The following is a 26,157-nucleotide window of genomic DNA, read 5'->3' as shown; positions in this document are numbered from 1 at the left end:
CGTGGCCAGTTTCATACCAGCCACGGCACGATCATTGATAAAAGGTGTATAGCACGCCAGAACGAAATTACCCGCCAGCCAACGTATGAGTAAACCTGTACTGTTCCTTTTTTTTTGTAGTTCTCTCTTTTTCTTTACAGCCTGCGGCCCAACCTCAATCGTTAAGAAACCCGTATTGATCAGTTCGAATCAAATCGTTTTTTATAACAACAGCATTCTCAGGCTTCTGACAACAAATAACGATTCGCTGGCCTACCAACCTGCTGATTACGAAGTAAGTATCAACCGAATTACGTATCAAACGACGCTCGATGATGGCACACCCATTACGGCCTCGGGCATCGTGTACGTACCCAGTCAGTTGTCGACGCCCAAAAAGGCATATCCCCTGTTGAGTTTCCAACACCCAACGGCATATACCGATGCCGAAGCGCCATCGGGGAATAACTTTGCTTCACCAGATTTTACGTACCCGCTCTATTTTGCCACCCACGGCTATATCGTTGCCTGCCCCGATTACATTGGCTATGGCCTGACCGACAAGATCCCTCATAATTATGAACATCGGCAAACGCTGGCGCAGGCAACCGTCGATATGTTACTGGCAGCTAAAGAGTTCGTCAACACAAGAAACATTGCCTGGACAAAAAAGGTATTTTTAACCGGCTATTCGGAAGGTGGTTTTGCTACCTTATCCGCCCAGAAAATGCTGGAAGACGCTCATATGGATGACATTAAGTTGGCAGGATCGAGTTGCGGAGCCGGCCCGTACGCCATGCCTGCTTTTTTCGACTATCTGACGCAGAAAACGACCGTCGGTGGTGGGGTAGCTAATTATATTTACATCTGGGAGACGCTGAGTTATGACCGCATTTATGGCTTAAAAAAACCGATTAGCTACTACTTCCGGTCGCCCTACGCCGAACAGATTGCGTTGTCGCTCGATAATGCCCGGTCAATCACCACTAGTTTTGACAAAATTTGTACCGATGAATTTCGAGCCGATGTCCTGAATCCATCCTCATCGTTCAGGCAGGCGCTCAGCGATAACGATCTGACCAACTGGTCTACCCAAACGCCCACTCAATTGATTCATAGTGAACAGGATGAGATCATTCCTTTCTTAAATTCGCAGCAGGCTTACACAGCTATGCGCCAGCGTGGATCATCGAGGCTCAGTTTGGTCGCCCTGAAAACGGGATACCATGTCCCTACGGAGATTGTATTCATGAGCCGGTCGTTAAGCTGGTTTGAGCAGTTAAAAAAATGACGGTTATGTTTCCAACTTTTTCATCCGGAACGTTATCCTAAAGAAAAACCTGCTTATGCGCTTCCTTATCTATTCACTAGCGTTTCTGTGTGGCTTTATTGCCTGTTCGAAATCAGAAACAGTTACACCCGATGCACTGACCGGTGTGTGGGTAGAAGAAACCGCCGGAAAAGACACGCTGATTTTTAACCTCGATCAGTCGGGCAACCCATTGCCCAATACATTATTGGTTAGGCGCGGCAAAGAGATCAACCCGGGTGGGTTTCTGGTTCCTAAACTTGGTAGTGGAATCTACCAATATAGCTTACTCAACAACCGTATCAGCGTACGGAATGGGCTCTCCAGTTCTTCACAACTCACGGACTACTGGATTGAACAAAGCGATAAAAAGTTATTGATCGACAATTTCTTTGAACTAAGCCCAAATCAACCCGCCACGGCCACCCGGACTCTCGTACGCTTATGATTTCCTGACATAGCTTATTTACAAATCCAGTTCTAGCCGGGTCGCCGACCGTCCGCGGCTGCGGTGCGATTCTCAAACTGACACCATAATCAAGTCAATGCGTTTATTCGTTCATTTCTCCCTTACATGGGTCGGCCATGAGTCGACCCATTTCTTCAATCTGTGATGAGGCATGGTATAAGTCTGTATTTTAATAAAATTATTGAACCATCCCCATTTTAAAGAATCAACTGTTTCTAAGCACTTTTCCCGAATAATATTGGGGAATTATGCAGAGTATCCGCTTACCGTTCGTCACAAAAAGCAACTCGTATATTAATTGATTCGGCTTTTTCAGCCATATTCGTGTTTTCAGAGAACAGTTTAGCCTCAATCATCAACACTCATCTTCTTTTTAGTACATGCAAAGACGAGACTTTATCCAGTTGTCTGGCTTAGGCATTGGCGGTTTATTAACAGCGTCGATTCCCGTTCTGGGAAACACTGTGTCGCCGGAGTACCTACTTGAAGCAAGCGGCCGGGGCGTTGGCATCGACAACGCTGCAAAAAAACGACTTGCCGACATTGCCCTTAATGCCGCAAAAAGCAAGGGCGCTACTTACACCGACGTTCGTATTGGTCGCTACCTTCAGCAATTTGTGTTCACCCGCGAGGCCAAAGTTCAAAACATTGCCAATGCAGAATCGTTTGGTGTGGGCATTCGGGTCATTGCCAACGGCACCTGGGGATTTGCAGCCACCAGTGACGTAACTCCCCAAGCCATTGCCAAATGTGCTGAAACCGCTGTAGCCATCGCCAAAGCCAATGCCCGCTTACAAACGGAACCCGTACAGCTGGCTCCGCAAAAGGGCGTTGGCGAAGTAACCTGGAAAACGCCGATCAAGAAAAATGCCTTCGAGATTCCGGTTCAGGAGAAGATCGATCTGCTCATGAAGGTGAACAGCGAGGCCATGAAAAATGGAGCAGCCTTCGTTACGTCGAACCTGTTCTTTGTCAACGAGCAAAAATACTTTGCCTCCACCGACGGCTCCTACATCGATCAGGATGTCCATCGCATCTGGCCAACGTTCACGGTATCGGCCGTTGACCGGGCCGTTGGCAAGTTTAAAACCCGCGACGCGCTCAGTTCGCCAATGGGTATGGGCTACGAATACCTGGATGGCCTGGCGTCAGAAAAAATTGCTGCCCCGAACGGTCTTGTTGGGTACCGGAATTCCTACGATATGGTGGAAGATGCCATTCTGGGCGCCAAGCAGGCAAAAGAGAAATTAACGGCCAAGACTGTGCAGCCCGGCAAGTACGACCTCGTGCTCGATCCGAATCACCTTGGCCTAACCATTCACGAATCAGTTGGTCACCCCACCGAGCTCGACCGGGTATTGGGCTACGAAGCCAACTACGCAGGCACCAGCTTTGCAACCCTCGACAAGTGGAAGACCAAGAATTTCAATTACGGCAGCAAACTGGTCAACATTGTCGCCGACAAAACCCAACCCCATACCCTCGGAACCGTTGGCTACGACGATGAAGGCGTTCCCTGTAAAGAATGGGATTTGATTAAAGATGGTATTCTGGTAAACTACCAGGCCATTCGGGATCAGGTGGCGATCCTGGGCGAAAAAGAATCGAACGGCTGTTGCTACGCCGACAACTGGGATTCCGTCCAATTTCAGCGAATGCCAAACGTTTCACTAAAAGCAGGCAGCGAAAAACGGTCGGTATTTGACATGATCAAGGGGGTCGACAAAGGCATCTACATTATCGGACGCGGCTCGTACTCCATCGACCAGCAACGCTATAATTTCCAGTTTGGCGGTCAGCTTTTCTACGAAATCAAGAATGGCGAAATCGTCGGGATGCTTGACGATGTGGCTTACCAATCGAATACGCAGGAATTCTGGAACTCCTGCGCTCAACTTTGCGACAAAGACGATTACCGCACCTTCGGTTCGTTCTTCGATGGCAAAGGTCAGCCCTCGCAGGTCAGTGCCGTTTCACACGGCAGCGCCACCACCCGCTTCAATGGAGTCAATGTGATCAACACAGGCCGGAAAATTTAACCGGTATGTGGTTTGTGGTTTACGGTTTGTGATTAGCTAACGCATGCGATTGCTGACGCCGGTTCCCGGTGCGGTCGGCTAACCACAAACCACAAACCGTAAACTCTAAACCGCAAACCACATACCGCAAACCGAACACAACCAATCATCAACCCTCAACAAGATGGCCATCTTAACCAAAGAAGAAGCAAAAAAGATAATTGATAAGGTGTTGGCTTACTCGAAAGCCGATGAAATGAGCGTGAGTTTAACCGGTGGCCGGACAGGCAACATTCGCTATGCCCGGAACTCTGTTTCGACTAGTGGTGAATCCGATAACCTGGCCCTGGCTGTAACGGCCGTATTTGGCAAGCGTTCCGGCACATCGACCATCAACGAGTTTGACGACGCATCGCTCGAAAAAACTGTTCGCCGGGCCGAGGAAATTGCCAAACTCGCTCCCGAAAACCCGGAATATATGCCCATGCTGGGGCCCCAAAAATACCTGGAAACCAGCACATACTCCGAAAACACCGCCAAAATCGACCCTGAGTTTCGGGCGAAGGCTGCTTTCGATAGTCTGGACCCCTGCCGCCAGAAAAACTTGACGGCCGCAGGCTATATGGAAGATTCAACTGGTTTTGCGGCCCTTGGAAACAGCAAAGGTCTTTTTGGCTATAACCGCGCAACTAACGTCGATTTCTCGATCACCGTCCGTACAGCTGATGGCCTTGGTTCGGGTTACGCAAACCCCGATGTTACGGACGTTAGCAAACTGAGTACCAAAGCATCTACTGAAGTAGCCATGCAGAAGGCGCTGGCATCAGCCAGTGTAAGAGCCCTGGAACCGGGCAAATACACCGTCATTCTGGAACCGACGGCTTCCGTTGAATTGCTGCAAAACATGATGCGTAGTATGGATGCCCGGTCGGCCGATGAAGGCCGGAGCTTCCTGAGCAAAAAAGGTGGCGGTACGCGTCTGAACGAAAAACTCTTCGACGAACGTGTCAACATCATCAGCGACCCCATGAACGCAGAACTTCCCTTATCGCCATTCGGCGGAGGTGGTGGTGGCGGAGGGGGCGGCCGTTTCGGTGGGGGCGGTGGCGACGGTCTTCCACAGGAAAAAAGAACCTGGATCGAGAATGGCGTTGTCAAGAACATGTTCTATTCACGCTACTGGGCTGACAAAAAAGGCGTTGCGCCCATTCCCGCTCCGGGTGGCTTCATCATGCTGGGCGGAACACAGTCGCTGGCCGATCTGATCAAGAGTACTGATAAAGGTATTCTGGTAACCCGTTTCTGGTACATCCGCGCGGTCGATCCACAAACGCAGCTCTACACCGGCCTGACGCGGGATGGTACGTTCTACATCGAGAATGGCAAGATCAAATTTCCGATCAAGAATTTCCGGTTCAATGAAAGCCCGGTCATTATGCTCAACAACGTCGAAGCATTGGGCAAACCGGTTCGGGCGGGTGGCAATCTGATACCACCGATGAAGATTCGGGACTTTACGTTCACGAGCTTGTCGGATGCCGTATAGGGCTACTAGTTATTTCGCAGAGATCCACAGAGTTGTCTCTGTGTTACAACATTTTAAAAGTACACTCCAACCATGAACCGTCGAGATTTTAATCAGCTTTTAGGAATGGGAACCGCTGGTATCCTGTTGCCTAGTTTGCCCGCCTTTTCGCGCACCGTCAGTCCTGAAGCCCTGCTGGAAGTCGGTATGGATGTTTCTCAGAAGAAGCGTTTAGCTGATGCTGCCCTCAACGCGGCCAAAAGCAAAGGGGCCACCTACTCCGATGTACGTATTGGCCGTTACCTGAACCAGTTCGTCATTACGCGGGAAGACAAAGTGCAGAACATCGTCAACACCGAATCCTATGGCGTTGGCGTCCGCGTTATTGCCGATGGCTGCTGGGGATTTGCCGCCGTTGTCGATGCAAAAAATGAGGCCGATATGGCAAGAGCCGCCGAAAAAGCCGTGGCCATCGCCAAAGCCAATGCCCGCCTGATGAAGGAACCCGTCCAACTGGCTCCCCAAAAAGGGTACGGGGAAGTTTCCTGGAAAGCACCCATCAAACGCAATGCGTTTGAAGTACCCATTCAGGAAAAGGTCGATCTGCTTCTTTCGGTGAACAGTGCGGCTCTCCAAAATGGGGCCAATTACGTGAACTCGGTGATGTTCATGGTCAACGAGCAAAAATACTTTGCCTCCACCGACGGCACTTACGCCGATCAGGATATTCACCGCATTTGGCCCAACTTTACCGTGACGGCCATCGACCCCAAAACGGGTAAGTTCGAGACCCGCAATACCCTGAGCGCACCGATGGGTATGGGGTACGACTACCTGCAAGTGAACCCGGCCGATAAAGTAACGGGCATTACGACCCGCTACAATATGGGCTACGACATGCTGGAAGATGTGACGGCGGCCGCCAAACAGGCGCGGGCCAAGCACTCGGCCAAGTCGGTAGAAGCCGGTAAATACGATCTTGTTCTCGACCCATCGCACCTCTGGCTCACCATTCACGAATCAGTTGGTCACCCGCTCGAACTCGACCGCGTATTGGGCTACGAGGCCAACTTTGCCGGCACTAGTTTTGCGACCCTCGACAAATGGCAGTCCAAGAACTTTAACTACGGCAGCAAGCAGGTCAATTTGATCGCTGACAAAACCCAGGTTGGGTCACTGGGCGCGGTTGGTTATGACGACGAGGGCGTAAAAACCAAAAAGTGGGACCTGGTGAAAGATGGTACTCTGGTGAACTACCAGGCCATCCGCGATCAGGTTCACATCATTGGCGAAAAAGAATCGCAGGGGTGTTGCTACGCCGATAGCTGGAGTTCGGTGCAGTTTCAACGCATGGCCAATGTATCGCTGGCGGCTGGCAAAACGCCACTGTCCGTCCAGGAAATGATCAAGGATGTCAAAAAAGGCATCTACATTATCGGCGATGGTTCCTTCTCCATTGATCAGCAGCGCTATAATTTCCAGTTTGGCGGTCAGTTGTTCTACGAAATCAAAGACGGCCAGATTGCGGGCATGTTGAAAGATGTGGCTTATCAATCGAATACGCAGGAATTTTGGAATTCGTGTGCGCAGGTTTGCGACGAACGTGATTATCGCCTTGGCGGGTCGTTCTTCGACGGCAAAGGGCAGCCTTCCCAGTCGAGTGCCGTTTCGCACGGCAGCAGCACGGCCCGTTTCAACGGCGTCAATGTGATCAATACAGCCCGGAAGATTTAATTCGGTGCTCGCAGTTTGTGGTTAACGGTTTGTGGTTTGTAGTTCGTGGTCTGTGTCCTCACAAACTACTTTCGAGTTAGCAATGTGTTTTCTTTCGGATGCATGGCCTGTGAGGACACAGGCTACGAACTACAAACTACAAACCACAAACCGTTTACCACGAACCGAGTCCCGGATACCGTAACCCGTAAACAGACTACCACAGACAAAACATGGCTATTACACTTACTGAAGCAGAAGCGAAAGCACTGCTCACTAAAGTTCTCAGTTACTCGAAAGCCGACGAATGCGAAGTGAACCTGCTCGTTGAAGAGCGAGGGAACCTGCGCTACGCCCGTAACGAAGTATCGACTAGTGGCTCTTTAGTCAATCAGAACCTACAGGTACAATCGGCTTTTGGTAAAAAAGTCGGTGTTGCTACGATTGATGAATTCGATGATGCATCGCTCGAAAAAGTGGTTCGTCGGGCCGAAGAACTGGCTAAACTTGCTCCTGAAAACCCTGAATACGTTGGTGTGCTGGGACCACAGCAATACCAAAAGTCGACTGGCTTTTTCGATTCGACAGCCAACGTTACGCCTGATACGCGCGCCGAAGTTGTGGCGAAGAGCCTCGAACTTTCCCGTGCGCAGAATCTGGCGGCCGCTGGTTTTTTGCAGGATAATTATGGTTACTCAGCCATGATGAACTCGAAAGGCCTGTTTGCTTATTATCCAAGCACCAACGTAAATTTCTCGTTGACGGTCCGCACGAACGACGGGAAGGGCTCAGGTTATGTAGCACGCGGCTACAGCGATTTCACCAAGTTAGATACGGCGGCCGCCACCCGAATCGCGATTCAGAAAGCAAAAGGGTCGGCTGAAGCGCGGGCCATTGAACCAGGGAAATACACGGTTATACTGGAACCGACAGCGGCTGTCGTTCTGCTCGAGAATATCTTTTACAATATGGATGCCCGCTCAGCCGACGAAGGCCGGTCTTACTTTAGCAAGTCGGGTGGCAAATCACGGTTGGGCGACAAAATTGTCGACGAGCGCGTCACGATCTACTCCGACCCAACCAACCCTGACTTACCCGCTTCGCCCTGGTCGGGCGACGGACGGCCGCAGGAAAAAACGATGTGGATTGAAAAGGGAGTTGTCAAAAACCTGGCTTACTCGCGCTATTGGGCCCAAAAGCAGGGTAAAAAAGCTACACCGTTTCCAAACAACTTCATTATGATGGGTGGATCAGCTTCGCTGGAAGACATGATTAAAACCACCCAACGCGGTATTCTGGTCACGAAACTCTGGTATATCCGGGAAGTTGACCCACAAACCATTTTGCTGACCGGCCTCACCCGCGACGGGACTTTTTACATCGAAAATGGGAAGATCAAGCACCCGGTCAAGAATTTCCGATTCAACGAAAGCCCGGTCATTATGCTGAACAACCTGGAGGCATTAGGGAAACCTGAGCGGGTTCTCAGCACGGAATCGGACCAGAATTACCTGATTCCGCCCATGAAGATTCGGGAGTTTACGTTTACGAGTTTGTCGGATGCGGTGTAAGAAAAGCAAACTGGGGGTTAACTATCCAGTATACTCGAATTCTCTATTGACGCATTAAATGATTACGATTACCGAAGCCACCGAGCAGGACTTACCCATTATTCGGGCTATTGCTTACAAGACCTGGCCTTCTACGTTTGGAGAAATCTTATCGCCCGCGCAGATTGACTACATGCTGAACATGATGTATAGCCTTGACTCGCTCACGGTGCAGATCAGGGACAAGAATCATGTTTTTCTACTGGCTCAGAAAGCAGATAGCAACGAGTATCTGGGTTTCATTTCCTACGAGTTTGATTACAGGAATCAGTCGAAAACTAAAATTCACAAGATATACCTGCTGCCCGCCAGCCAGGGCAAGGGTGTCGGCAGGCTACTCATCGATAAAGTAGAGATGCTGGCGATTGAACGGACAAATTCAAGCTTATCACTCAACGTAAATAAGTATAATAAAGCCATTCAGTTTTATGAACGGATGGGTTTCGCAACTGTAGATACTGAAACAATTGACATTGGCGAGGGATTTCTGATGGATGACTACGTGATGGAAAAACCACTAAACACCTGGTAAAATAGCGGCAGAATCGCTATTTTTAAACATAAAACGCGCCTTTTCAGTCCATTTCCGAAATTTATCAAAAAGGCTCTAAAATGAATGTAATCGTAACCCGTAAAAGTAATATCAACGGCGACCAGAGTAGCCTTTGAGCTTTGTGCAGGTTTAATTTCTTTCTCAACAAACGCACTTGAAACCTTTTTTTTTCACCCGTATTCAATACACCTCCGGCGATTGGGACACGGATCAACGGATGCCATCCAACCTGCTGCATTCACTGGTCGAGTACACAACGTTACCGGTAGATCAGAAGGAAAAAGTGGTGCAATTGAGTAGCCCCGATTTATTCAAAAGTCCATTCTGTTACCTGAGCGGCCATAAATTAGTCGAGTTTTCAACTCAGGAACGCGACCATTTCAAACGCTATGTCCAAAATGGCGGCTTCGTATTTGTCGATGATTGTAACCACGACCTCGACGGGCTATTTGCCAAATCCTTCGAGCAGGAAATGGGCCGCACATTCGGACCTAAAGCGTTACAGAAGATTCCGAATAACCACCCTATCTACACCTGTTTTTTCAAATTTGAAGAAGGACCGCCAACCACGTCGTTCGAACTGAACGGCTGGGGCGACGACCTTGTCCACGATTACCTGAAAGCCATCACCGTCAACGGCCGCATCGGGGTATTGTACAGCAACAAAGATTATGGCTGCGAATGGGACTATGATTTCCGAAATAAACGGTTTCTGGCCGAAGACAATACCAAGTTTGGCGTCAATATCGTAACCTACGCGCTAACGGCGTAATTTTTAAAAGATGTATGATGTATAGTCAAGTGTCCATTCAGAATACACATACATTCTATATCATACATCGCACATCCCTCTAACTACAACCTGACAGACAGACCATTGGATTCATCAACAGACTTAACTCATTATAAAGCGCTGGTGGCCAAATTGCCGCAGCTACGCCAGGAAATCGGAAAGGTTATCATCGGCCAGCAGGAAGCCATTAGCGAAGTGCTTATTTCGCTATTAGCCGGTGGCCACTGCCTGCTGGAAGGCGTGCCGGGGCTCGCCAAAACGCTGATGGTCAAGACGATGTCCGATGCGCTGGCGATGCGATTCAAACGCATTCAGTTTACGCCCGATCTAATGCCCGGCGACATTGTTGGCACGGAAATTCTGGACGATGACCATGAGACAGGCCACAAGGTGTTTGTTTTTAACCGGGGACCTATTTTTGCCAATGTCGTACTGGCCGACGAAATCAACCGGACTCCGCCCAAAACGCAGGCAGCGATGCTCGAAGCCATGCAGGAGTACAAGGTTACCTATGGCGGCAATGACTACGAACTGCCCAAGCCATTTCTGATCATTGCCACGCAAAACCCAATTGAACAGGCCGGAACATACCCGCTTCCCGAAGCGCAATTGGATCGATTCCTGCTCTACATCAAACTCAGCTATCCATCGGAGCGGGAAGAGCTCGATGTCCTGAAAAGCACAACGGGCACCTCGCGGCCAACCCTACAAACCATTCTTTCCGATCTGGATATTATCCAGTTACAGAAGCTCACGCGTGAAGTACACATTAGCGAGGAACTGATCGATTATATCAACCGACTGGTGCGGGCGTCACGGCCGCAGGACTCGCCCTCGGCTTTTGTGAAGCAATGGGGCGAATGGGGCGCAGGGCCACGCGCCGGGCAGGCACTCGTGTTGTGTGCCAAGGCCAGGGCCGTGCTAAATGAACGTTTCTCCGTTATTCCCGACGATATCCAGGCCCTGGCCTACCCGATCCTTCGCCACCGAATTGCCCTCAACTTCCGCGCCGAAGCCGAAGGCATCACCACGGATCAGGTGATCAAAGAATTACTGATGACGATTAAATGAGGTTTGTAGGATACGGTTTGAGGTTACTAGTTTGTGGTTTGTGCATCCATGGACTGTATCCTCACAGGTCACTCTTCTGAAAGGAGACAGGTTGCTGACGCGCAAGTGGCCTGTGAGGACAAACGCCATGGATGCAACCACAAACTAGTAACTACAAACCATAAACTCTATACCAATTACCAGACTGCATGCTCATCACCGAACTCATAAAACTCAACAACCTGCAGCTGGCCAGCAAACTGGTGAGTGATGAATTGTTGCTGGGTATTCAGACCAGTCGACGGTCGGGAATTGGGACTGAGTTTGAGCAGTTTCGGCATTACACGCCCGGCGACGATCCGAAGCGAATCGACTGGAAGCTATTCGCCAAGTCCGGGCATTACCTGGTCCGGGAATCTGCGACGGAGAGCAACCAGCAAGTTCGGTTATTGATCGATTTGTCGGGTTCAATGAACTACACCGAAGGAAAGGTCAGCCGGTTGCAGTATGCCCGGATTCTCCTGGCGTCGCTGGCTTATCTGACTAACCGACAGGGCGATCAGTTAAGCTTGTATGGGCTGCAAAATGGTACTGTTCAGACACTGGTTCCGGCCGGAAAACTGGCGTTTCAGAAAATTGTGGCCATGCTCGAAGCCACGCCCGCCATGGGTGCCTGGGAAAATCGCAGCCCATCTGTCCCCGAATTCGGCCGCAAGCAGGCAGAAGTATTGATTATCGCATCGGATTTTTTACAGGTAGACGATGAGTGGGTCAAGTTGATTCAGGGCGTGGCCGGACCACGTCGGGAAATCGTCATTTTCCAGGTATTGGGCGATGAGGAAATCAATTTCTCGATGAATGGCTTTTATCGATTCCAGGATCTGGAAACGGGAAAAGAAATCGAATTACAGGCCGATGCCATTCGGGACATCGTTCGGGAACGGGCGACCGCTTATCTGGCGAAACTGGAGGAGAGTTTGCGCATTCCTCATGTCCGTCTGATTCGCGTTCGCCTAAGCGATCCAATTGCTCTTGTGCTAAAACAGTTTTTAATGAGTTGAAATAGGGTTAATAGTTTGTGGTTTACGGTTTGTGCATCCGTGGCCTGTGTCCTCACAGCCCGCTCTGCCGAAAAGAAACCATTGCTGACGCGAATGTGGCCCGTGAAGACACAGGCCACGGATGCGCTAACCTCAAACCACTACCCGTAAACCACAAACCCAATACCATAAACCACAATGCAGTTTGTTGAGCCATTTTTATTGTGGGGTGCGCTAGCCGTCGCTATTCCGGTGGCTATTCACTTCTGGCACCAGAAGCAGGGGAAACCCTTACCCTGGGCGGCTACACAATGGCTTATCGAGAAGCAACAGCAACAAAGTCGCGGACTTCGACTCGATAATATTTTACTGCTCATTTGTCGGTGCTTGTTACTGATTGTATTAGCTCTTTTACTGGCTCAACCCATTCTAGCCTGGTTTACGAAGCCCCCAACCATTGAGCGACTTCACTTGGTACAACCCAGTCCGGCCGTTTCGGAAAACTTCAAGTTTGAACTGACGGATGCACAAAAAAAGGGGGAACGGGTCGTCTGGGCCGACGAACGATTGAGCACGATGGATGACAAGCCTTATAGTTTTCAAAAGGCCCCGCGTTTGAACCCGTTACAGATGCAAACGGCCATTCATAAACTCGACAGCAAGAATACTGAACTTCATCTATATATCACGAACAGTCAGGATCTGGCCAAGTTACCAGCCATTACGGTTCCGGCGCGCTTCCGCCTACACACGGTGATTGATTCAACGAGCCAGCCTCGCCCCTATCTGATGGGCAAAAATGGCCGAAAACTATTTATCAATCGGGCGGGCAAGTTCAACAGCGTTCCAGTGCTCGATCCAACGGTAAAGTTCCAATCCGCCCCTGTAAACGCAGGACCGATAGTTGTCCTGCTCAACTACCGGAATGAGCGGGAGCGACAAACCGTAAAAGCCGCTCTCAGTGCTCTGGCGGACGTTTACGCCGTTGACCTAACCCTCGACGAAGCCCCACAGCCGAACCGCTCGTATGCCTGGGTACTCACCGATCAGCTACCAGCAAAACCCGCAACACAAACCCTTTACATTGTGTCTGGCAGTGCCTCAGCGGCCCAGGCTGCCAACGTCGTCTTCACGAATGAATCACTGACTCCACAAACATCAGATCGGGTAGCGACAGGGCAGTTACCGGAATGGCTCGGCACCCAATTAATGCATCATTACGGCCTTGTCTCCTCTCATCAACCGTTGAGCCAGCAAGACCTCCAGTCACTCTTTATTTCGTCAACTAAACCCACAACAGCGCAGCAGGCGGGTGTTCAGGATGCGCTTTTGCTGCTTCTCGTCGTTTTGTTACTCATTGAACGCTGGCTTGCCTTGACCAAAAACGCATGAACGAACTGAAACGCCTTGTCTCGTCGGTCACGTACCAACTTTACGCCAACGCCCTCCTACGGTGTGTGCTGCTGGCTATCTCGGCCTATCTGATCACGGCTACGTTTACCGGATCGACCGTTTGGTCGCTGCTTGTTGGCGTAGCTGGCTTTGGCCTGGGAGCCGTTTTGAGTAAGCTTTATCAGGATAAAAAGCCACAGGCCATTCGGCTCATCCACCAGACGGTTGGCGATGTGGAATATAGTTTACCCCTCCTGACAAAACCCCAGCTTAATCTGGCCGAACAACTTCAGCTCGACCGCCTGAATACGCATATTCAAACGGTTCACGTACCCATCGTTTTCCTAACAAAAGCTGGGCAATACGGCCTGCTTTTAGGGGCCGCGCTGGCGGTCTATTTCGGTTATCCTTTGTTAAAAAATAATGCCGTAGACAGCCCTAAAAAGCAGGGCTTACCAGGCACGTTTACATCTGAAAGCAAGCCGGTTGCGCCAACCTTTGAATCCGCCAGATTACACATTCAGCCGCCCGCTTATACCCGACTTCCGGAAATAAACTCAGCGAATTTAAACGCATCGAGCGTTGTGGGTGCCGTTCTGACTTGGCAGCTCCAGTTTAGTTCGACCAATCAGGTGTCGGTAAAACTTGTAAGCAGTCAGGGGAAAGAGCTTCTGTTTCGAAAGACCGGAGATGCCTATACGTACCAGGATAAACTGATCAATTCGGGCTTGTATGCGATCAAAGCTTACTGGCGCACCGATCAGCAGAAGGATTCGGTTATCTATCAATCAGACTTTTATCGGCTCGAAGCCCAACCCGATCTGGCCCCCAAGATCGAGCCGAATTCGAAAGAACTATACAGCTTTCATACCATTAAAGACCCAAAAACGCTGACAATCGGTGCCCGGATATCGGATGATTTTTTGGTATCGAAAACCTTTCTTGTCGCTACTGTTGCTCGGGGTTCGGGGGAAAACGTTAAATTCAGAGAAGTCCGATTACCGCTGAGCCAGGCGAATTTCAAAGACGCCAAACTCACCAAAACCCTGGATCTTGATGAACTGAAATTCGCCCCGGGCGACGAACTGTATTACTATTGGGCAGCTTTCGATAATCGCCAGCCCGAACCAAATTACACAAAATCAGACACGTACTTTCTGGTTTATAAAGATACGACCGAGGTCGAGGAAAGTGAGTTGCCCACGATGGCCGTGAACATTATGCCCGAGTACTTTCGAAGCCAGCGACAGATCATTATCGACACCGAAAAGCTACTGGCGAGCCGAAAGAAAATGGGGTCTAAAGTAACCCATGCCTATAAAAGTCAATCCAACGAAATTGGCTTCGATCAGAAAGTGCTTCGGCTCCGATATGGCCAGTTTCTGGGCGAAGAATTCGAAACCTCGGCCGGGGGCGGACACATTGAACCCACCGACGAAGACGGCGACCCGCTTAAAGGATTTGTTCATGACCACGATAAGGGCGAAGAACATGCCGAGGCCCACCACGAAGAAGAACACCACCATGACCACGGAAGCCCCGCTGCCCAGGCCGCCGATAATCAGGACCCGGTGGCCGCGTTGATGGAGCAGTACGTTCACTCGCACGACAATGCTGAAACGAACACCTTCCACGAGCAATCGACCCGGTCGCTGCTAAAGATGGCCCTGGAAAACATGTGGCAGTCGGAACTGCATTTGCGATTATACGAGCCCGAAAAAGCCCTGCCGTTTGAGCAGGAAGCCCTCAAGTACCTGAAAATGTCGCAGCAGAAAGCCCGGTCTTACGTGAAGAAAACCGGCTTTGACCCGCCCCAAACCAAGGAGAAAGAAACCCGGTTGACGGGCGAAATGAAAAACGTAACGACGGCGTTTAATCAGGAGCGGACCTATAGCCAACAGCGCATCGAGTTGCTGGTTGCCGAAGCGCTTGGTTATCTGGACATACCCAAACTCAATGCTCAACAACGGCAAGCCGTGCAGCAACTTGGCAACGCGTTGGCGAATGGCGTGGTCAACAGTGGTCTTCAGAACTGGTCGATGCTGACATCGCTGCAAAAACTAGCCGGGGGCAAATCGCTGACCAGCGCCGAGAAAACGCAGTTGAAAACAAAATTATACAGCCTGACTGGAGCGTCGGAACGAACGGGGCCGTCATATGCCAGTGACCGTGCCTTACAACAAGCTTTCTGGCGGCACATTAATTAGTCCGGCAGACGATCTGCTCATCCGAATGCAAACAAGTATAAACTGGACCAGCCCTATTAATTGGTGTATCGCTCTGGCGTTACTGATCCTGTTGGTTGGTCAACTTTGGCTCATCAGCCGCAATCAATCCATACCGACCAGTCGAAAATGGATTAAAGTCGGGCTGAATAGCGCCCTGTGGCTACTTATAGCGGCCTATTTCGGGCAATTTCACTGGCTAAGTCAACGCCCTTCCAGCCATGCGTTGTTAATCGGCGACGAGGTGCCTTCTGCCGTTGCCCGTCAGGTCAAGGACAGCTTACACATTCAGGACAGCTTTACCAGCCGGAACCTGAAAAACGAGTATGATTCTGTCACATTGGTTGGCCAGCGCTTCCCCATCGAAACGCTGACAAGTCTCAGCCATTCGTCGGTTAACTGGGTTCCGTATTCCCAGCCAGATCAACTGGAGAGCCTTCATTGGAAGGGCATCGTTCGTCAGGGTGAAATGCAGCGGGTCACGGGTCGGGTTTATTCCTCGGGAAAGCAACTCCTGCGTCTTCGGTTTGGTAATCGGACGCTGGATAGCGTTTCGGTGCACGAAGGCGACAATTCTTTTTCGCTCCAGTTTCCGGCTTTTGTGCGTGGCCGCAGCCAGGCTGAACTAACGCTGGGCACGACTACGCTCGATACGGTTCGTTTTTTTGCCCGGCCAACGGAGCCACTGAACGTACAATTTTTACTCGATAACCCCGATTTTGAAAGCAACACGCTGGCGGGCTGGCTAGGAAAACAAGGACATACGGTACAGGTCGTAACAACGCTGTCGAAAGGTATTAACAGCAATGTGCGCATTAATAAAGTCGGAAAGACGATCGATAAAACAACGCCTGACCTGCTGATCACTGACCCTGCCAATGCGGCTACTGCTTCTATAAAAAAAGCGCTTGCCGACGGCAAAGCCGTTTTGTTCATCAACTTTACTAACCCAGAAAGCGATTTTCGGATCATCAATCAGGCGCTAAGCAGCAAATGGCAGGTCAGGAAGGTGTCGAGCGAGCCCGTCGTTCCGGTCGGTCATGGTCTCAATGCGCTCTCCTATCGGTTTGCGGACAATATCAATCAGTTTGCGGTGACAGGCTATCCGGTGGCGATTCAGCGCAAGCTTGCCGGACGCGTTGGCGCAAGCCTGTTAAGTGAAACTTTTCCGTTGTCGCTTAGTGGCGACAGCGTGGCCTATTCCCAACTCTGGACAGCGGTTCTGGTACGGCTGGCCCCCTCCGACAAAAATACGATTCAGGTAGATGCGCCCCTTTTTAGTGGGTTGCAGCAGGAAGTCCGGATCAGCAACTCAGGCAATCTGCCAGTTTTTTTAGCTATTGGTCAGGATACGGTATCGTTTGTTAAGTCACCCATGAACGAACACGCGGCCTCTGGCTCTTCGTTATTCAGGCAGGCTGGCTGGCAATCTATCCAGGACTCGCTGGCGCTGTATGTCGACGCGCGTACTGAATCCAGGCCCTTAGCCGAACAAGAAATCATTCGGCGATTTGTTTCCGCCCATGCGTTGGCCCAATCGACAAGCGAGCGAACGACGCGAACAACGACGACTCAAGTGCCAAACTGGGTATGGTTACTGTTAATTACCGGCTGTTTCACCGCACTGTGGATTGAACCGAAAGTGATTTAGGTTATTGCTTATAACCACTTACTTAGCTTATTGAAAGTCCGTCAATTGGACGTATCAGATTTATCTTCACAGCGTTTTCTCCACTCCCGCTTGAACTTGCTTCGATCTTCGTCGCTCATCTGACGCCATCGATTACGCCAGGGCGGTGAGCCTTCTCCGCTACCATAGCGACCGCCCGACGGGCCAAATTTGAATCCGCCAAACAAGATTCGGGATAAGAGTAATAAACCGGCAGCCTGCCAGATTGTGACCGGCTTGACGGGTACAACGGCGACGAGAACTGTGTTCCAGAGCCAGAATACAACGTACGAAATGACCAGCAACACTAGCAAGATGCCCAGCGGTATGAAGAATCGGAACCGTCTGTGAGAAGTTTTCATAGCCTTATAAGTTATCAAGTTCGTCGTATAGTCGTTGCAACCGCTTCCGAAGGTGCTGAATGGCGTATCGTTTTCGGGAAATAATGGTTTTCAGATTTTCGCCCGTTTGATCCGCAATTTCCTGTAAAGTCCGGTCTTCCAGCTCATTCTGAACAAATACCGTGCGCTGATTTTCGGGGAGTTCATGAAGAGCCTTCATCAGTTCTTCCCAGAATATATCCTTAAAAAACTGGTCTTCGGGCGTTTCGGCGTCAGCCAGCAGAATGTCCCGGAAACGAAAATCATCGTCGTCCTCCTCGCTCATCAGGTCCGACAACGAATCTTCTTTTTTCTTTCGATAGGCATCGGTAATCCGGTTCCTGGCCACCTGAAAAAGCCAGCCACTCATGCTTTCGATGCCGTCGAGATCGACCACTTTCGTTAGCTGATACCAGACATCCTGCAAGATATCCTCGGCGTCTTCGTCTGATTTTACCTGCCCACGAATGAACCGCGACAGTCGGCTTCCGTACTGTTTAACTGTCTCAAGGATGTTCCGTTTGGGCGTTTCAGCCATTCTGTAAGCCTGAATTCAAAAAATCTGTATGAGCTGGTCACCGGATCGCCCGTTTGTCAGACCTAACTCATACAGATTCGTTAGGCTAACGACTATCACGCTTATCCAACTCCTGCAATACGTCGGCCATGGTTCGGAAACGATTGGCATCGCCAATGAAACCCAATCCCGTCATAATAAGTGCAAAACCACCTGTGCTGACCCAAAACCAGGGGTCGGCATTTACTTCACGGAGTTTCGACCCGTGCAAAAGTACCGCCAATCCGCTACCCAGGAGCATGGCTCCACTGCCTCCAAACAGCCAATATTTTGTAATCAGCTTCTTTTCGCGTTGACTTCTCATGATATATCTGTTCTGCGTGTAATTATTTAGAGAAAACCATTGGCACTGCATGAGGTTTACAAAAAAAATGTATCTTATCCCATAGTTTTAGCCTTTACGCTAGCCAACCTGACACTAACCTATACTCCGTATGCCTGTTTTCACCCTTGGTATTGAAGAAGAGTTTCAAACGATTGACCCCAACACAGGCGAGTTACGTTCGCATATGTCGAAGATTGTCGACGGTGGGCAGATAGTTCTTCACGAACGCGTAAAAGCCGAAATGCACCAGGCGGTTGTGGAAGTTGGAACGAATATCTGTAGAAACATTCAGGAAGCCCGTCAGGAAGTGACGTATCTCCGGCAAATGATTATCGAGTTGGCTGAGAAACAGAACCTTAAGATTGCGGCTGCCGGTACACACCCCTTTTCGGATTGGCAGGAACAGTTAATCACACCCAATGAACGGTATGACCGGCTTATCGAAGAACTGCGTGATGTAGCCCGCTCGAACTTAATTTTTGGGTTGCACGTCCACGTGGGTATCGAAAGCCGCAACGAGGGCATCCAGATTATGAACGCTGTCCGGTATTTTCTGCCCCATATCTACGCCCTGTCGACGAACTCTCCATTCTGGCGAGGGCGCAACACGGGCTTCAAGTCGTACCGCTCGAAAGTATTCGATAAATTCCCCCGAACGGGCATCCCTGATTATTTCTCGTCGGCGGCTGAGTATGACGAATATATTGAGCTACTGGTCAAGACAGGGTGTATCGATAACGGCAAGAAAATCTGGTGGGACATCCGGCTGCATCCGTTCTTCGACACCATTGAGTTTCGGATCTGCGACGTACCCATGCGAGTCGATGAAACCATTTGTCTGGCGGCTATCATGCAGGCTTTAGTTGCCAAAATTGATAAGTTACACAAGCAGAATCTCAACTTCCGCCCCTACCGCCGAATCCTGATCAATGAAAATAAATGGCGAGCGGCCCGGTATGGTATTGAAGGCAAACTGATCGATTTCGGGAAGCAGGAAGAAGTACCAACCCACCAGTTAATTCACGAATTACTGACGTTTATCGACGATGTCGTGGATGAACTGGGCAGCCGGACCGAGTGCGAATACGTTCTGAAAATCCTGGAAATGGGTACGGGAGCCGACCGTCAATTGGCTGTCTTCCAGCAAACCAACGATCTGAAACAGGTGGTAAATTACATTGTCGAAGAAACTTCTTTTGGCATCAGGTAGTTCTTTTTCGAGGCACCATGAATAATAGTTAGCCGTAATACACAGTCTATGAGCTTAGTAAAAATTGCCGTTCTTGATATGAATAACAACCATGCCAATGAAGGCATGCGTTGTATTTTACATACAATTCGAAATGTCCAGGGGAGTAACCAGGTGGCAGACCTGAATACGGAACTGGAGTTTGACGTATATGATGTTCGGGCTAATAACGAAATCCCTGACTTAAGCTACGATGTCTATATTTCGTCGGGTGGGCCCGGTAGTCCAATGGCGTCATCGGACGCCTGGGAAGCGAGCTACTTTACGTTAATCGACCAGATATTTGCCTGGAACCAGACCAACGAACGCAAGAAATTCGTATTTCTGATTTGTCATTCGTTCCAGCTGGTGGTGCGCCACCTGAATCTGGGTCTACTGAGTCGGCGCAAATCCACGTCGTTCGGCATTTTCCCGGTGCATAAAACTGAAGAAGGTGACTCGGAAGAATTATTGGAAGGGTTACCCGACCCATTCTATGCGGTCGACTCCCGTGATTACCAGATTACTGAACCAGACGCCGACCGGATGAATGAACTGGGCGCGGAGATTTTGTGCCTGGAGAAAATCAGACCTCACGTGCTGCTCGACCGGGCGGTGATGTCGATGCGTTTCTCGCCCGAAATTATTGGTACGCAGTTTCATCCCGAAGCGGATAATGAGGGAATGCTTCGGTACTTCATGCAGCCCGAGAAACGCAATCACATTGTGTCAAATTTCGGACAGGAAAAGTACGACGACATGGTGGCCTATTTGCAGGACCCCGATAAGATCGCACTGACCGAATCTGTCATTTTGCCGGGCTTCTTACAGCAGGCCATTCGGGCTTTATCGCCAGAACTAATCATGGAATAGACATAAGGATGGCCGTGGTTTTACTATCGTAAACTCACGGCCATTCATTTTTCTGCGTTCTTCTTCAAAACCTACTTTCATGATTAAAGACGTCCGCCAAGCTTACAATCAAGCCTTTAGCCCGGAGAGTTACCGGGCTTTTTTGGATAAAATTGACGCCGATTTCCCCGGCCAGCTGGATTTTCGCGTAGCAGAAACCCCCGTTTTCGTGCCTAAAGTACTGACGGACAAATTAGTGGCCGCCTGCAATGATATTATTGCGGTCATCACCCGTGAGGATTTTAAAACTCGGACCGATAAGGCCATTCCAGCCGAGCAACGCGTGCCGAATGAAGATTCCCACACGCAGTTTATGGCCGTCGATTTTGCCGTTTGCCACGACGCCAACGGGGAGCTTACCCCGCAGCTAATTGAGTTACAGGGCTTTCCGTCGCTATATGGATTTCAGGTGTTCATTGCCAGTATCTTTCGTGAACTCTATCCCATTCCGGATACTCTCTCCCATTTATTCACGGTTGACAATAATGCTGATTACATCGAACGATTGCGTCAGATGATTGTGGGCGATTGCAAACCGGAAGAGGTGATTCTGCTGGAAATTTATCCCGAAAAACAAAAAACCCGCATCGACTTTCTTCTGACAGAGAAATACCTGGGCGTTGCCCCCGTTTGTCTGACCAAAATAAGGAAAGAAGGTAAGGCATTGTATTATAAGAAAGACGGGCGTCAGATTCGCATCAAACGGATTTATAACCGGCTGATTTTCGATGATTTACAAAACTTCCCGGAGCTACGCAGCGACTTCCACCTGACCGACGATGTCGATGTGGAGTGGGTTGGCCATCCGAACTGGTTTTTCCGAATTAGCAAATACACGCTACCTCTGCTCAAAAGCCCTTATGTGCCGGCCAGCTACTACCTGTCAGACCTGAGCAATTACCCAAACGATCTGGAGAATTACGTCCTGAAACCCTTGTTCTCTTTCGCCGGCAGCGGGGTAAACTTAAACATTACCGCTACGGACCTCGATGCCATTCCGGCCTACCAGCGAGACGGTTATTTGCTTCAGCGGAAGGTTAAATACGAACCTGTCATTCAATCGCCCGACGGGCTGGTAAAGTGTGAAATCCGGATGCTGTTTATCTGGCCAAAAGGTGATGATAAACCTACACTGATCACGAACCTTAGCCGTTTGAGCCGGGGCGAAATGATTGGTGTCAACTTCAATAAGAACAAAGACTGGGTTGGCGGTACCGTCTGTTTTTTTGAAAAATAATACGTTTTCACTATAAAGGTCGTAATGGATTTGACAGGAGCGCAGTGTTATCATCTGCGGTCTTTACAACCCCTTTACGACCTTTATCTTTACCCATTATTCCATGGAAACACAACAGGTTACTAGTGCTGAAAAAGCTATTTTCGATCTGACCGGCAAAGTTGCCCTCATCACGGGTGCCAGCAAAGGCATCGGTGAGGATATTGCCCGTGTATTCGCCCGCTTTGGTGCGAAAGTGATCATCAGCAGCCGCAAGCAGGATGCCTGCGATGCGCTTGCCAACGAGATCAAAGCACAAGGGGGCGAAGCAACCGGCATAGCGGCTCATGTGGGCGATATGGCCCAGCTTCAGCAGTTGGTGGGCAAAAGTATCGAAACCTACGATGGCCTTGATATTCTGGTCAACAATGCGGCTTCCAACCCGGTCTTTGGCCCTTCCCTCGATTGCGATGGCGCTGCTTTTGACAAGATCATGCAGGCCAATGTCAAAGCACCTTTCGAGTTGAGTAAACTTTGCTATCCAAGCATGAAAGCCCGTGGCGGAGGCAGTATCATCATGATCAGCAGCATTGCCGGCCATACGCCCGACCCCGGCCTGGGCATGTACAGCGTCAGCAAAGCGTCGCTCAATATGCTAACGAAGGTACTGGCTAAAGAATGGGGAGTCGATGGCATTCGGGTCAACGCGATTTGCCCTGGCCTGATCAAAACGAAATTCAGCCAGGCGCTCTGGCAGAACGAAAAAATCCTCGATCACTTCACCAGCCGCCTGCCCATCGCCCGCATGGGTACAACCGATGAAATTAGCCCGTTGGCCCTGTTTCTGGCGTCAAATGCGTCATCTTACAGCACGGGTAGTTTGTTTTACGCAGATGGTGGTACTGTAATTTAACGGACGACTATGTCTCTCGAAACACGTGAAGTTTGGCTGCGGGGTCCTCTCTCCGATGTGCCCCCACTGGTGCAGCCGATTGCCCATGCCTTAATGCAGGCTCGGGAAGAAGTAACCGCGCTCATGCACAACTTCCCAGAACAGCTACTATGGGCGCGCCCGGCCGGTGTGGCGTCGGTTGGCTTTCATTTACAGCATTTAACGGGCGTTCTTGACCGACTTTTTACTTACGCTCGGAGTGAAGCCTTGTCAACCGACCAGTTAACCGCCCTGGCATCCGAAGGGAAATCGGATCAAGCGACGGTATTTGCTCAAGAGCTGGTATATCAGTTTGTTAAACAGGTTGATCAGGCGCTGGGTGAACTGCAACGTATAGATGAGCAAAGGTTAACAGATTTTCGTGGTGTGGGCCGGGCACAACTTCCTTCTACACTGATTGGTTTGTTAACGCACGCAGCCGAGCACACCATGCGGCATGTTGGACAGCTATCGGTAACGGTTCGGGTGATAACAGTTTAACCTTTTTTTAAGTTATCATTCATCGGCGTTTAACAAAATCGACCGACCTTTCAACCCAAAGGCCCGTCATGGTGGTGGGCTATTACCTTAAACCATTCTCAATTATATGAAAAAGTCCATTCTGGCTGCCTGCGTTGCAGCCGCTCTCTGTGGAAATGCTGTGTTTGCCAGTACGCCCTCGCAAGATAAGCCAGTGAGCAAAACGATGACAACGACTGTGAAGAAATCGACCCCCACCAAAGCAACTACGACCACTAAAACGATGCATAAAAAGCACGTCAAGACATCGGAGTAAGACCCATAGCAGCTCAAAAAAAAGAAGACCCCGTCGGACAGGGTCTTCTTTTTTTTGAGCTGCTCGTTTTTTCTTATTGCACCGCTACAATTTTGAATTCGGTCCGGCGATTTTGCTGGTGTTCGTTTTCCGAGCAATTGACCCCGTCGATACAGCCGTTAATAATTTCCGATTCGCCATAGCCACGCGCCATTAAGCGATTAGCGGCAATACCGCGCGACACCAGATAATCCATTGCAGCTCTGGCCCGATTCTCCGACAGACGAATGTTGTACGTATCCGTAGCTCGTGAATCCGTGTGCGAACGCAACTCGATTTGCATTTTAGGGTATTCCTTCAGAATAGCCATGACGTGATCAAGTTCGTGAGCCGCATCAGCACGAATGAAGAATTTATTCAGGTCATAATAGATGTTTTTCAACTGAAACACATCACCAACCCCGTAGAGACCAAGCGAATCAGTCACCACCTGACCTTTGCGTTTTGTTTTGCTATACTGTGCTTTCTTCGTGGCGTAGCGGTCTTTCTGTGCCGTAATTGTATACGGGGCATTCGGTTTCATATCGAACTCATATCCCCCATCGGGACCTGTCGTAACGGTTTGTTCCGATTTATCCTTGTCATTTCGCAACGTCACTTTCACGCCCGTTGCTGGTTGTTGGTTCACTTCGGTTTTAACTACCCCCTTAACAACAGTATTTTCTGAGCGCTCCAGATAGATCGACACATTCAGCACCGGCTTGGGCGACTGGGTCAGGGTTGAGAACCGGACGCTGTTCATAGCATAGCCTTCTTTAATGGCCCTGAACTCATACTCCGTATTGGAATCGACGCATAAGTCGGTTCGACCATTCGCATTGGTAATCCGCAATTCCTGATTGACACCATTCCGCAAAATACGAACGTCCGCATTTTCGAGGGGCGTGCTCGTTTTGGCGTCATATACCAAAATGTTCAGTTGTTTGCAGGTACGCCGGAATGAATAAATATCATCATCACTGATTCCTTTTTTACGGTTGCTACTGAAGTAGCCGGTTGTGCGGCTTTTGTCTGTGATAAAGCCAAAGTCGTCTTTTTCGGAGTTGATCGGTGCCCCGGCATTTTGAACCCCTTTGTAAGCAATGCCATCTTTAAGCTCGGCCACAAAAACATCTAAGCCACCCAGCCCTTCGTGCCCATCCGAAGAGAAATAGAGGTTGTCTCCCTCGGCGGCAAACGGAAACATCTCGTTTCCTTCGGTATTGATTTCTTTACCCATATTAACGGGCGTACCCCATTGGCCGTTATTGAACTCAACGACGTAAATATCCGTACCGCCGTATCCACCCGGCATATCCGACACAAAATACATTTTTGTATTGTCGAACGAGAAAGCGGGGTGACCCACCGAGTATTCATTGCTATTGAACGGTAAATCCTGAATATCAACCCACTTCCCGTTTTTGTTAACGGAAGAATACAATTTCAATTTTTTTACGCCGTCCGAGCTTTTACCCGATTTCCCTTTGCTGGAATTGTTTCGGGTAAAAACAATGAAGTTCTGGTCTTTAGTGAACGTCATCGGCCCTTCGTGGTATTTTGTGTTGAGGGTACGGCTAAATATTTCAGCTTTCGTCAGGGGCGTATTTTCCGCTGTAATTTCGGGTCCCTGCGCTTTATTTTCGCTCCCACCGCCCAACACCGCCGAATTAGGCGAACGGTTCAAATCAGAGCCCGGAACGCGCAGTTGGTTCGTATCGGGGTGGAAATAGAGGTCCAGAAACGGCGTCTGGTTCCAGTTGAACACCCGTTTCACCGGGCCAGACTCATCGCGGGCCGACACGAAAACGAGACCATTCTTATAATACATGGGGCTGAAATCAGCCTGACGCGAGTTGATGGGCAAACTTGATATACGATAAGACGACGAATCCTGGTAGAATCGGCTCATATCCATGTAAGAGACCGTGAAACGGCGCCCCCGCAAGTCTTCTTTCTGCTTCTCGCCATACTGACTATACATCTTCTGAGACTCCCGATATTTGCCGTTCTGAGCCAACGATTGGGCATAATACAGGTATACTTCGCTATCAAGGTCCGTATTCGACTTTATTAGTTCGCTATAGACCCGTTCGGCGTTTCGTGTATCCTCCAGTTTACGGTAACAATAACCAAGTTTGATCATTGCATCCCGCGTTTCGGCAGGGTCCTTCTTTTTATCGGTCCGCAGAAACTCCTCGTAGGCCCGCACCGCGCTGACATAACTAAGATTATCAAATTGCTTATTTGCCGCTCGTAGTCGCGCACTTTGTGCCTGAGCAGTCAGACTCCAGAAGGCCAGCCCTGCCAGTAGCAGGACACATACAATTCGGTTCATGGATGTTATTGAGTTAATAAAACTTGGGGCTCGCTCAAATCTCATCAAATAAGATGCCAACTTTTTCGAATATGGGTTCGGCTTGCTTGAA

23 protein-coding genes are annotated in these 26,157 nt (G+C 49.8%); 19 read left to right on the top strand and 4 right to left on the bottom strand.

Annotated elements, in window-relative coordinates:
* The first annotated feature begins 85 nt into the window (after positions 1-85).
* From ACYVAM_RS25110 to ACYVAM_RS25050, 13 genes are all read left to right on the top strand, one after another.
* Positions 86-1,270: an alpha/beta hydrolase family protein gene (locus ACYVAM_RS25110; RefSeq protein WP_461072225.1), complete on the top strand. Its 1,185-nt coding sequence runs from the start codon at positions 86-88 to the stop codon at positions 1,268-1,270.
* 55 nt (positions 1,271-1,325) lie between these two features.
* Positions 1,326-1,736 (top strand): hypothetical protein, encoded by a 411-nt coding sequence (locus tag ACYVAM_RS25105; RefSeq protein ID WP_461072223.1) that lies wholly within the window; start codon positions 1,326-1,328, stop codon positions 1,734-1,736.
* A gap of 401 nt (positions 1,737-2,137) precedes the next feature.
* Positions 2,138-3,796, top strand: coding sequence for a TldD/PmbA family protein (locus ACYVAM_RS25100; protein WP_461072221.1), 1,659 nt, complete (start codon positions 2,138-2,140; stop codon positions 3,794-3,796).
* 163 nt (positions 3,797-3,959) lie between these two features.
* Positions 3,960-5,321: a TldD/PmbA family protein gene (locus tag ACYVAM_RS25095; protein ID WP_461072219.1), complete on the top strand. Its 1,362-nt coding sequence runs from the start codon at positions 3,960-3,962 to the stop codon at positions 5,319-5,321.
* A 72-nt stretch (positions 5,322-5,393) separates the two neighbouring features.
* Entirely contained in the window at positions 5,394-7,034 is a 1,641-nt protein-coding gene (locus ACYVAM_RS25090) for a TldD/PmbA family protein (protein ID WP_461072217.1), read from the top strand.
* 212 nt (positions 7,035-7,246) lie between these two features.
* The gene (locus tag ACYVAM_RS25085) at positions 7,247-8,584 is read left to right on the top strand and encodes a TldD/PmbA family protein (RefSeq protein WP_461072215.1); all 1,338 of its coding nucleotides are present in this window, start codon (positions 7,247-7,249) and stop codon (positions 8,582-8,584) included.
* A 58-nt stretch (positions 8,585-8,642) separates the two neighbouring features.
* Positions 8,643-9,155, top strand: coding sequence for a GNAT family N-acetyltransferase (locus tag ACYVAM_RS25080; protein WP_461072213.1), 513 nt, complete (start codon positions 8,643-8,645; stop codon positions 9,153-9,155).
* A gap of 175 nt (positions 9,156-9,330) precedes the next feature.
* Positions 9,331-9,948: a DUF4159 domain-containing protein gene (locus ACYVAM_RS25075; protein WP_461072211.1), complete on the top strand. Its 618-nt coding sequence runs from the start codon at positions 9,331-9,333 to the stop codon at positions 9,946-9,948.
* A 105-nt stretch (positions 9,949-10,053) separates the two neighbouring features.
* A complete protein-coding gene (locus ACYVAM_RS25070) occupies positions 10,054-11,040 on the top strand; it encodes an AAA family ATPase (RefSeq protein WP_461072210.1) in 987 nt (328 codons plus the stop codon).
* 188 nt (positions 11,041-11,228) lie between these two features.
* Complete coding sequence (locus tag ACYVAM_RS25065) at positions 11,229-12,080, top strand: DUF58 domain-containing protein (RefSeq protein ID WP_461072208.1); 852 nt, start codon at positions 11,229-11,231, stop codon at positions 12,078-12,080.
* Positions 12,081-12,257: 177 nt separating this feature from the next.
* Entirely contained in the window at positions 12,258-13,451 is a 1,194-nt protein-coding gene (locus ACYVAM_RS25060) for a BatA domain-containing protein (RefSeq protein WP_461072206.1), read from the top strand.
* Complete coding sequence (locus tag ACYVAM_RS25055; protein ID WP_461072204.1) at positions 13,448-15,658, top strand: hypothetical protein; 2,211 nt, start codon at positions 13,448-13,450, stop codon at positions 15,656-15,658. Before ACYVAM_RS25060 ends, ACYVAM_RS25055 begins: the two co-directional genes overlap by 4 nt.
* Positions 15,659-15,683: 25 nt before the next feature.
* Positions 15,684-17,327: a hypothetical protein gene (locus ACYVAM_RS25050; RefSeq protein ID WP_461072202.1), complete on the top strand. Its 1,644-nt coding sequence runs from the start codon at positions 15,684-15,686 to the stop codon at positions 17,325-17,327.
* Between the two features lie 41 nt (positions 17,328-17,368).
* Here ACYVAM_RS25050 and ACYVAM_RS25045 read toward each other — a convergent pair whose 3' ends face one another.
* From ACYVAM_RS25045 to ACYVAM_RS25035, 3 genes are all read right to left on the bottom strand, one after another.
* Positions 17,369-17,707 (bottom strand): hypothetical protein, encoded by a 339-nt coding sequence (locus tag ACYVAM_RS25045; protein ID WP_461072200.1) that lies wholly within the window; start codon positions 17,705-17,707, stop codon positions 17,369-17,371.
* 4 nt (positions 17,708-17,711) lie between these two features.
* Positions 17,712-18,263: an RNA polymerase sigma factor gene (locus ACYVAM_RS25040; protein WP_461072198.1), complete on the bottom strand. Its 552-nt coding sequence runs from the start codon at positions 18,261-18,263 to the stop codon at positions 17,712-17,714.
* An 85-nt stretch (positions 18,264-18,348) separates the two neighbouring features.
* Entirely contained in the window at positions 18,349-18,606 is a 258-nt protein-coding gene (locus tag ACYVAM_RS25035) for a hypothetical protein (protein ID WP_461072196.1), read from the bottom strand.
* A gap of 130 nt (positions 18,607-18,736) precedes the next feature.
* On the opposite strand from ACYVAM_RS25035, the gene ACYVAM_RS25030 reads away from it, so the two are divergent.
* The 6 genes from ACYVAM_RS25030 (at position 18,737) to ACYVAM_RS25005 (ending at position 23,710) form a co-directional block, all read left to right on the top strand.
* On the top strand, positions 18,737-19,837 hold the full coding sequence (locus tag ACYVAM_RS25030; RefSeq protein WP_461072194.1) for a carboxylate-amine ligase: 1,101 nt from the start codon (positions 18,737-18,739) through the stop codon (positions 19,835-19,837).
* Between the two features lie 48 nt (positions 19,838-19,885).
* The gene (locus ACYVAM_RS25025) at positions 19,886-20,728 is read left to right on the top strand and encodes a type 1 glutamine amidotransferase (protein WP_461072192.1); all 843 of its coding nucleotides are present in this window, start codon (positions 19,886-19,888) and stop codon (positions 20,726-20,728) included.
* A gap of 79 nt (positions 20,729-20,807) precedes the next feature.
* Positions 20,808-22,004, top strand: a complete 1,197-nt coding sequence (locus tag ACYVAM_RS25020; RefSeq protein WP_461072191.1) for a hypothetical protein — start codon at positions 20,808-20,810, stop codon at positions 22,002-22,004.
* A gap of 103 nt (positions 22,005-22,107) precedes the next feature.
* A complete protein-coding gene (locus ACYVAM_RS25015; protein ID WP_461072189.1) occupies positions 22,108-22,896 on the top strand; it encodes a glucose 1-dehydrogenase in 789 nt (262 codons plus the stop codon).
* Between the two features lie 9 nt (positions 22,897-22,905).
* Positions 22,906-23,415, top strand: a complete 510-nt coding sequence (locus ACYVAM_RS25010) for a DinB family protein (protein ID WP_461072187.1) — start codon at positions 22,906-22,908, stop codon at positions 23,413-23,415.
* A 106-nt stretch (positions 23,416-23,521) separates the two neighbouring features.
* Entirely contained in the window at positions 23,522-23,710 is a 189-nt protein-coding gene (locus ACYVAM_RS25005; RefSeq protein ID WP_461072185.1) for a hypothetical protein, read from the top strand.
* A gap of 73 nt (positions 23,711-23,783) precedes the next feature.
* Here ACYVAM_RS25005 and ACYVAM_RS25000 read toward each other — a convergent pair whose 3' ends face one another.
* A complete protein-coding gene (locus ACYVAM_RS25000; RefSeq protein WP_461072183.1) occupies positions 23,784-26,066 on the bottom strand; it encodes an OmpA family protein in 2,283 nt (760 codons plus the stop codon).
* Between the last annotated feature and the right edge of the window lie 91 nt (positions 26,067-26,157).

This window comes from Spirosoma horti (assembly GCF_054776595.1).
Note: the sequence above shows the minus strand (reverse complement) of the source record. Positions and strands in the feature narration are given on the sequence as shown.

Bases quoted from the DNA above. Each gene is read 5' to 3' on its own strand.
- ACYVAM_RS25005 (WP_461072185.1), top strand. From the start codon at position 23,522: ATGAAAAAGTCCATTCTGGCTGCCTGCGTTGCAGCCGCTCTCTGTGGA.
- ACYVAM_RS25090 (WP_461072217.1), top strand. From the start codon at position 5,394: ATGAACCGTCGAGATTTTAATCAGCTTTTAGGAATGGGAACCGCTGGT.
- ACYVAM_RS25080 (WP_461072213.1), top strand. From the start codon at position 8,643: ATGATTACGATTACCGAAGCCACCGAGCAGGACTTACCCATTATTCGG.
- ACYVAM_RS25085 (WP_461072215.1), top strand. From the start codon at position 7,247: ATGGCTATTACACTTACTGAAGCAGAAGCGAAAGCACTGCTCACTAAA.
- ACYVAM_RS25040 (WP_461072198.1), bottom strand. From the start codon at position 18,263: ATGGCTGAAACGCCCAAACGGAACATCCTTGAGACAGTTAAACAGTAC.
- ACYVAM_RS25025 (WP_461072192.1), top strand. From the start codon at position 19,886: ATGAGCTTAGTAAAAATTGCCGTTCTTGATATGAATAACAACCATGCC.
- ACYVAM_RS25000 (WP_461072183.1), bottom strand. From the start codon at position 26,066: ATGAACCGAATTGTATGTGTCCTGCTACTGGCAGGGCTGGCCTTCTGG.
- ACYVAM_RS25105 (WP_461072223.1), top strand. From the start codon at position 1,326: ATGCGCTTCCTTATCTATTCACTAGCGTTTCTGTGTGGCTTTATTGCC.
- ACYVAM_RS25095 (WP_461072219.1), top strand. From the start codon at position 3,960: ATGGCCATCTTAACCAAAGAAGAAGCAAAAAAGATAATTGATAAGGTG.
- ACYVAM_RS25060 (WP_461072206.1), top strand. From the start codon at position 12,258: ATGCAGTTTGTTGAGCCATTTTTATTGTGGGGTGCGCTAGCCGTCGCT.
- ACYVAM_RS25015 (WP_461072189.1), top strand. From the start codon at position 22,108: ATGGAAACACAACAGGTTACTAGTGCTGAAAAAGCTATTTTCGATCTG.
- ACYVAM_RS25110 (WP_461072225.1), top strand. From the start codon at position 86: ATGAGTAAACCTGTACTGTTCCTTTTTTTTTGTAGTTCTCTCTTTTTC.
- ACYVAM_RS25100 (WP_461072221.1), top strand. From the start codon at position 2,138: ATGCAAAGACGAGACTTTATCCAGTTGTCTGGCTTAGGCATTGGCGGT.
- ACYVAM_RS25035 (WP_461072196.1), bottom strand. From the start codon at position 18,606: ATGAGAAGTCAACGCGAAAAGAAGCTGATTACAAAATATTGGCTGTTT.
- ACYVAM_RS25020 (WP_461072191.1), top strand. From the start codon at position 20,808: ATGATTAAAGACGTCCGCCAAGCTTACAATCAAGCCTTTAGCCCGGAG.
- ACYVAM_RS25030 (WP_461072194.1), top strand. From the start codon at position 18,737: ATGCCTGTTTTCACCCTTGGTATTGAAGAAGAGTTTCAAACGATTGAC.
- ACYVAM_RS25055 (WP_461072204.1), top strand. From the start codon at position 13,448: ATGAACGAACTGAAACGCCTTGTCTCGTCGGTCACGTACCAACTTTAC.
- ACYVAM_RS25045 (WP_461072200.1), bottom strand. From the start codon at position 17,707: ATGAAAACTTCTCACAGACGGTTCCGATTCTTCATACCGCTGGGCATC.
- ACYVAM_RS25065 (WP_461072208.1), top strand. From the start codon at position 11,229: ATGCTCATCACCGAACTCATAAAACTCAACAACCTGCAGCTGGCCAGC.
- ACYVAM_RS25010 (WP_461072187.1), top strand. From the start codon at position 22,906: ATGTCTCTCGAAACACGTGAAGTTTGGCTGCGGGGTCCTCTCTCCGAT.
- ACYVAM_RS25050 (WP_461072202.1), top strand. From the start codon at position 15,684: ATGCAAACAAGTATAAACTGGACCAGCCCTATTAATTGGTGTATCGCT.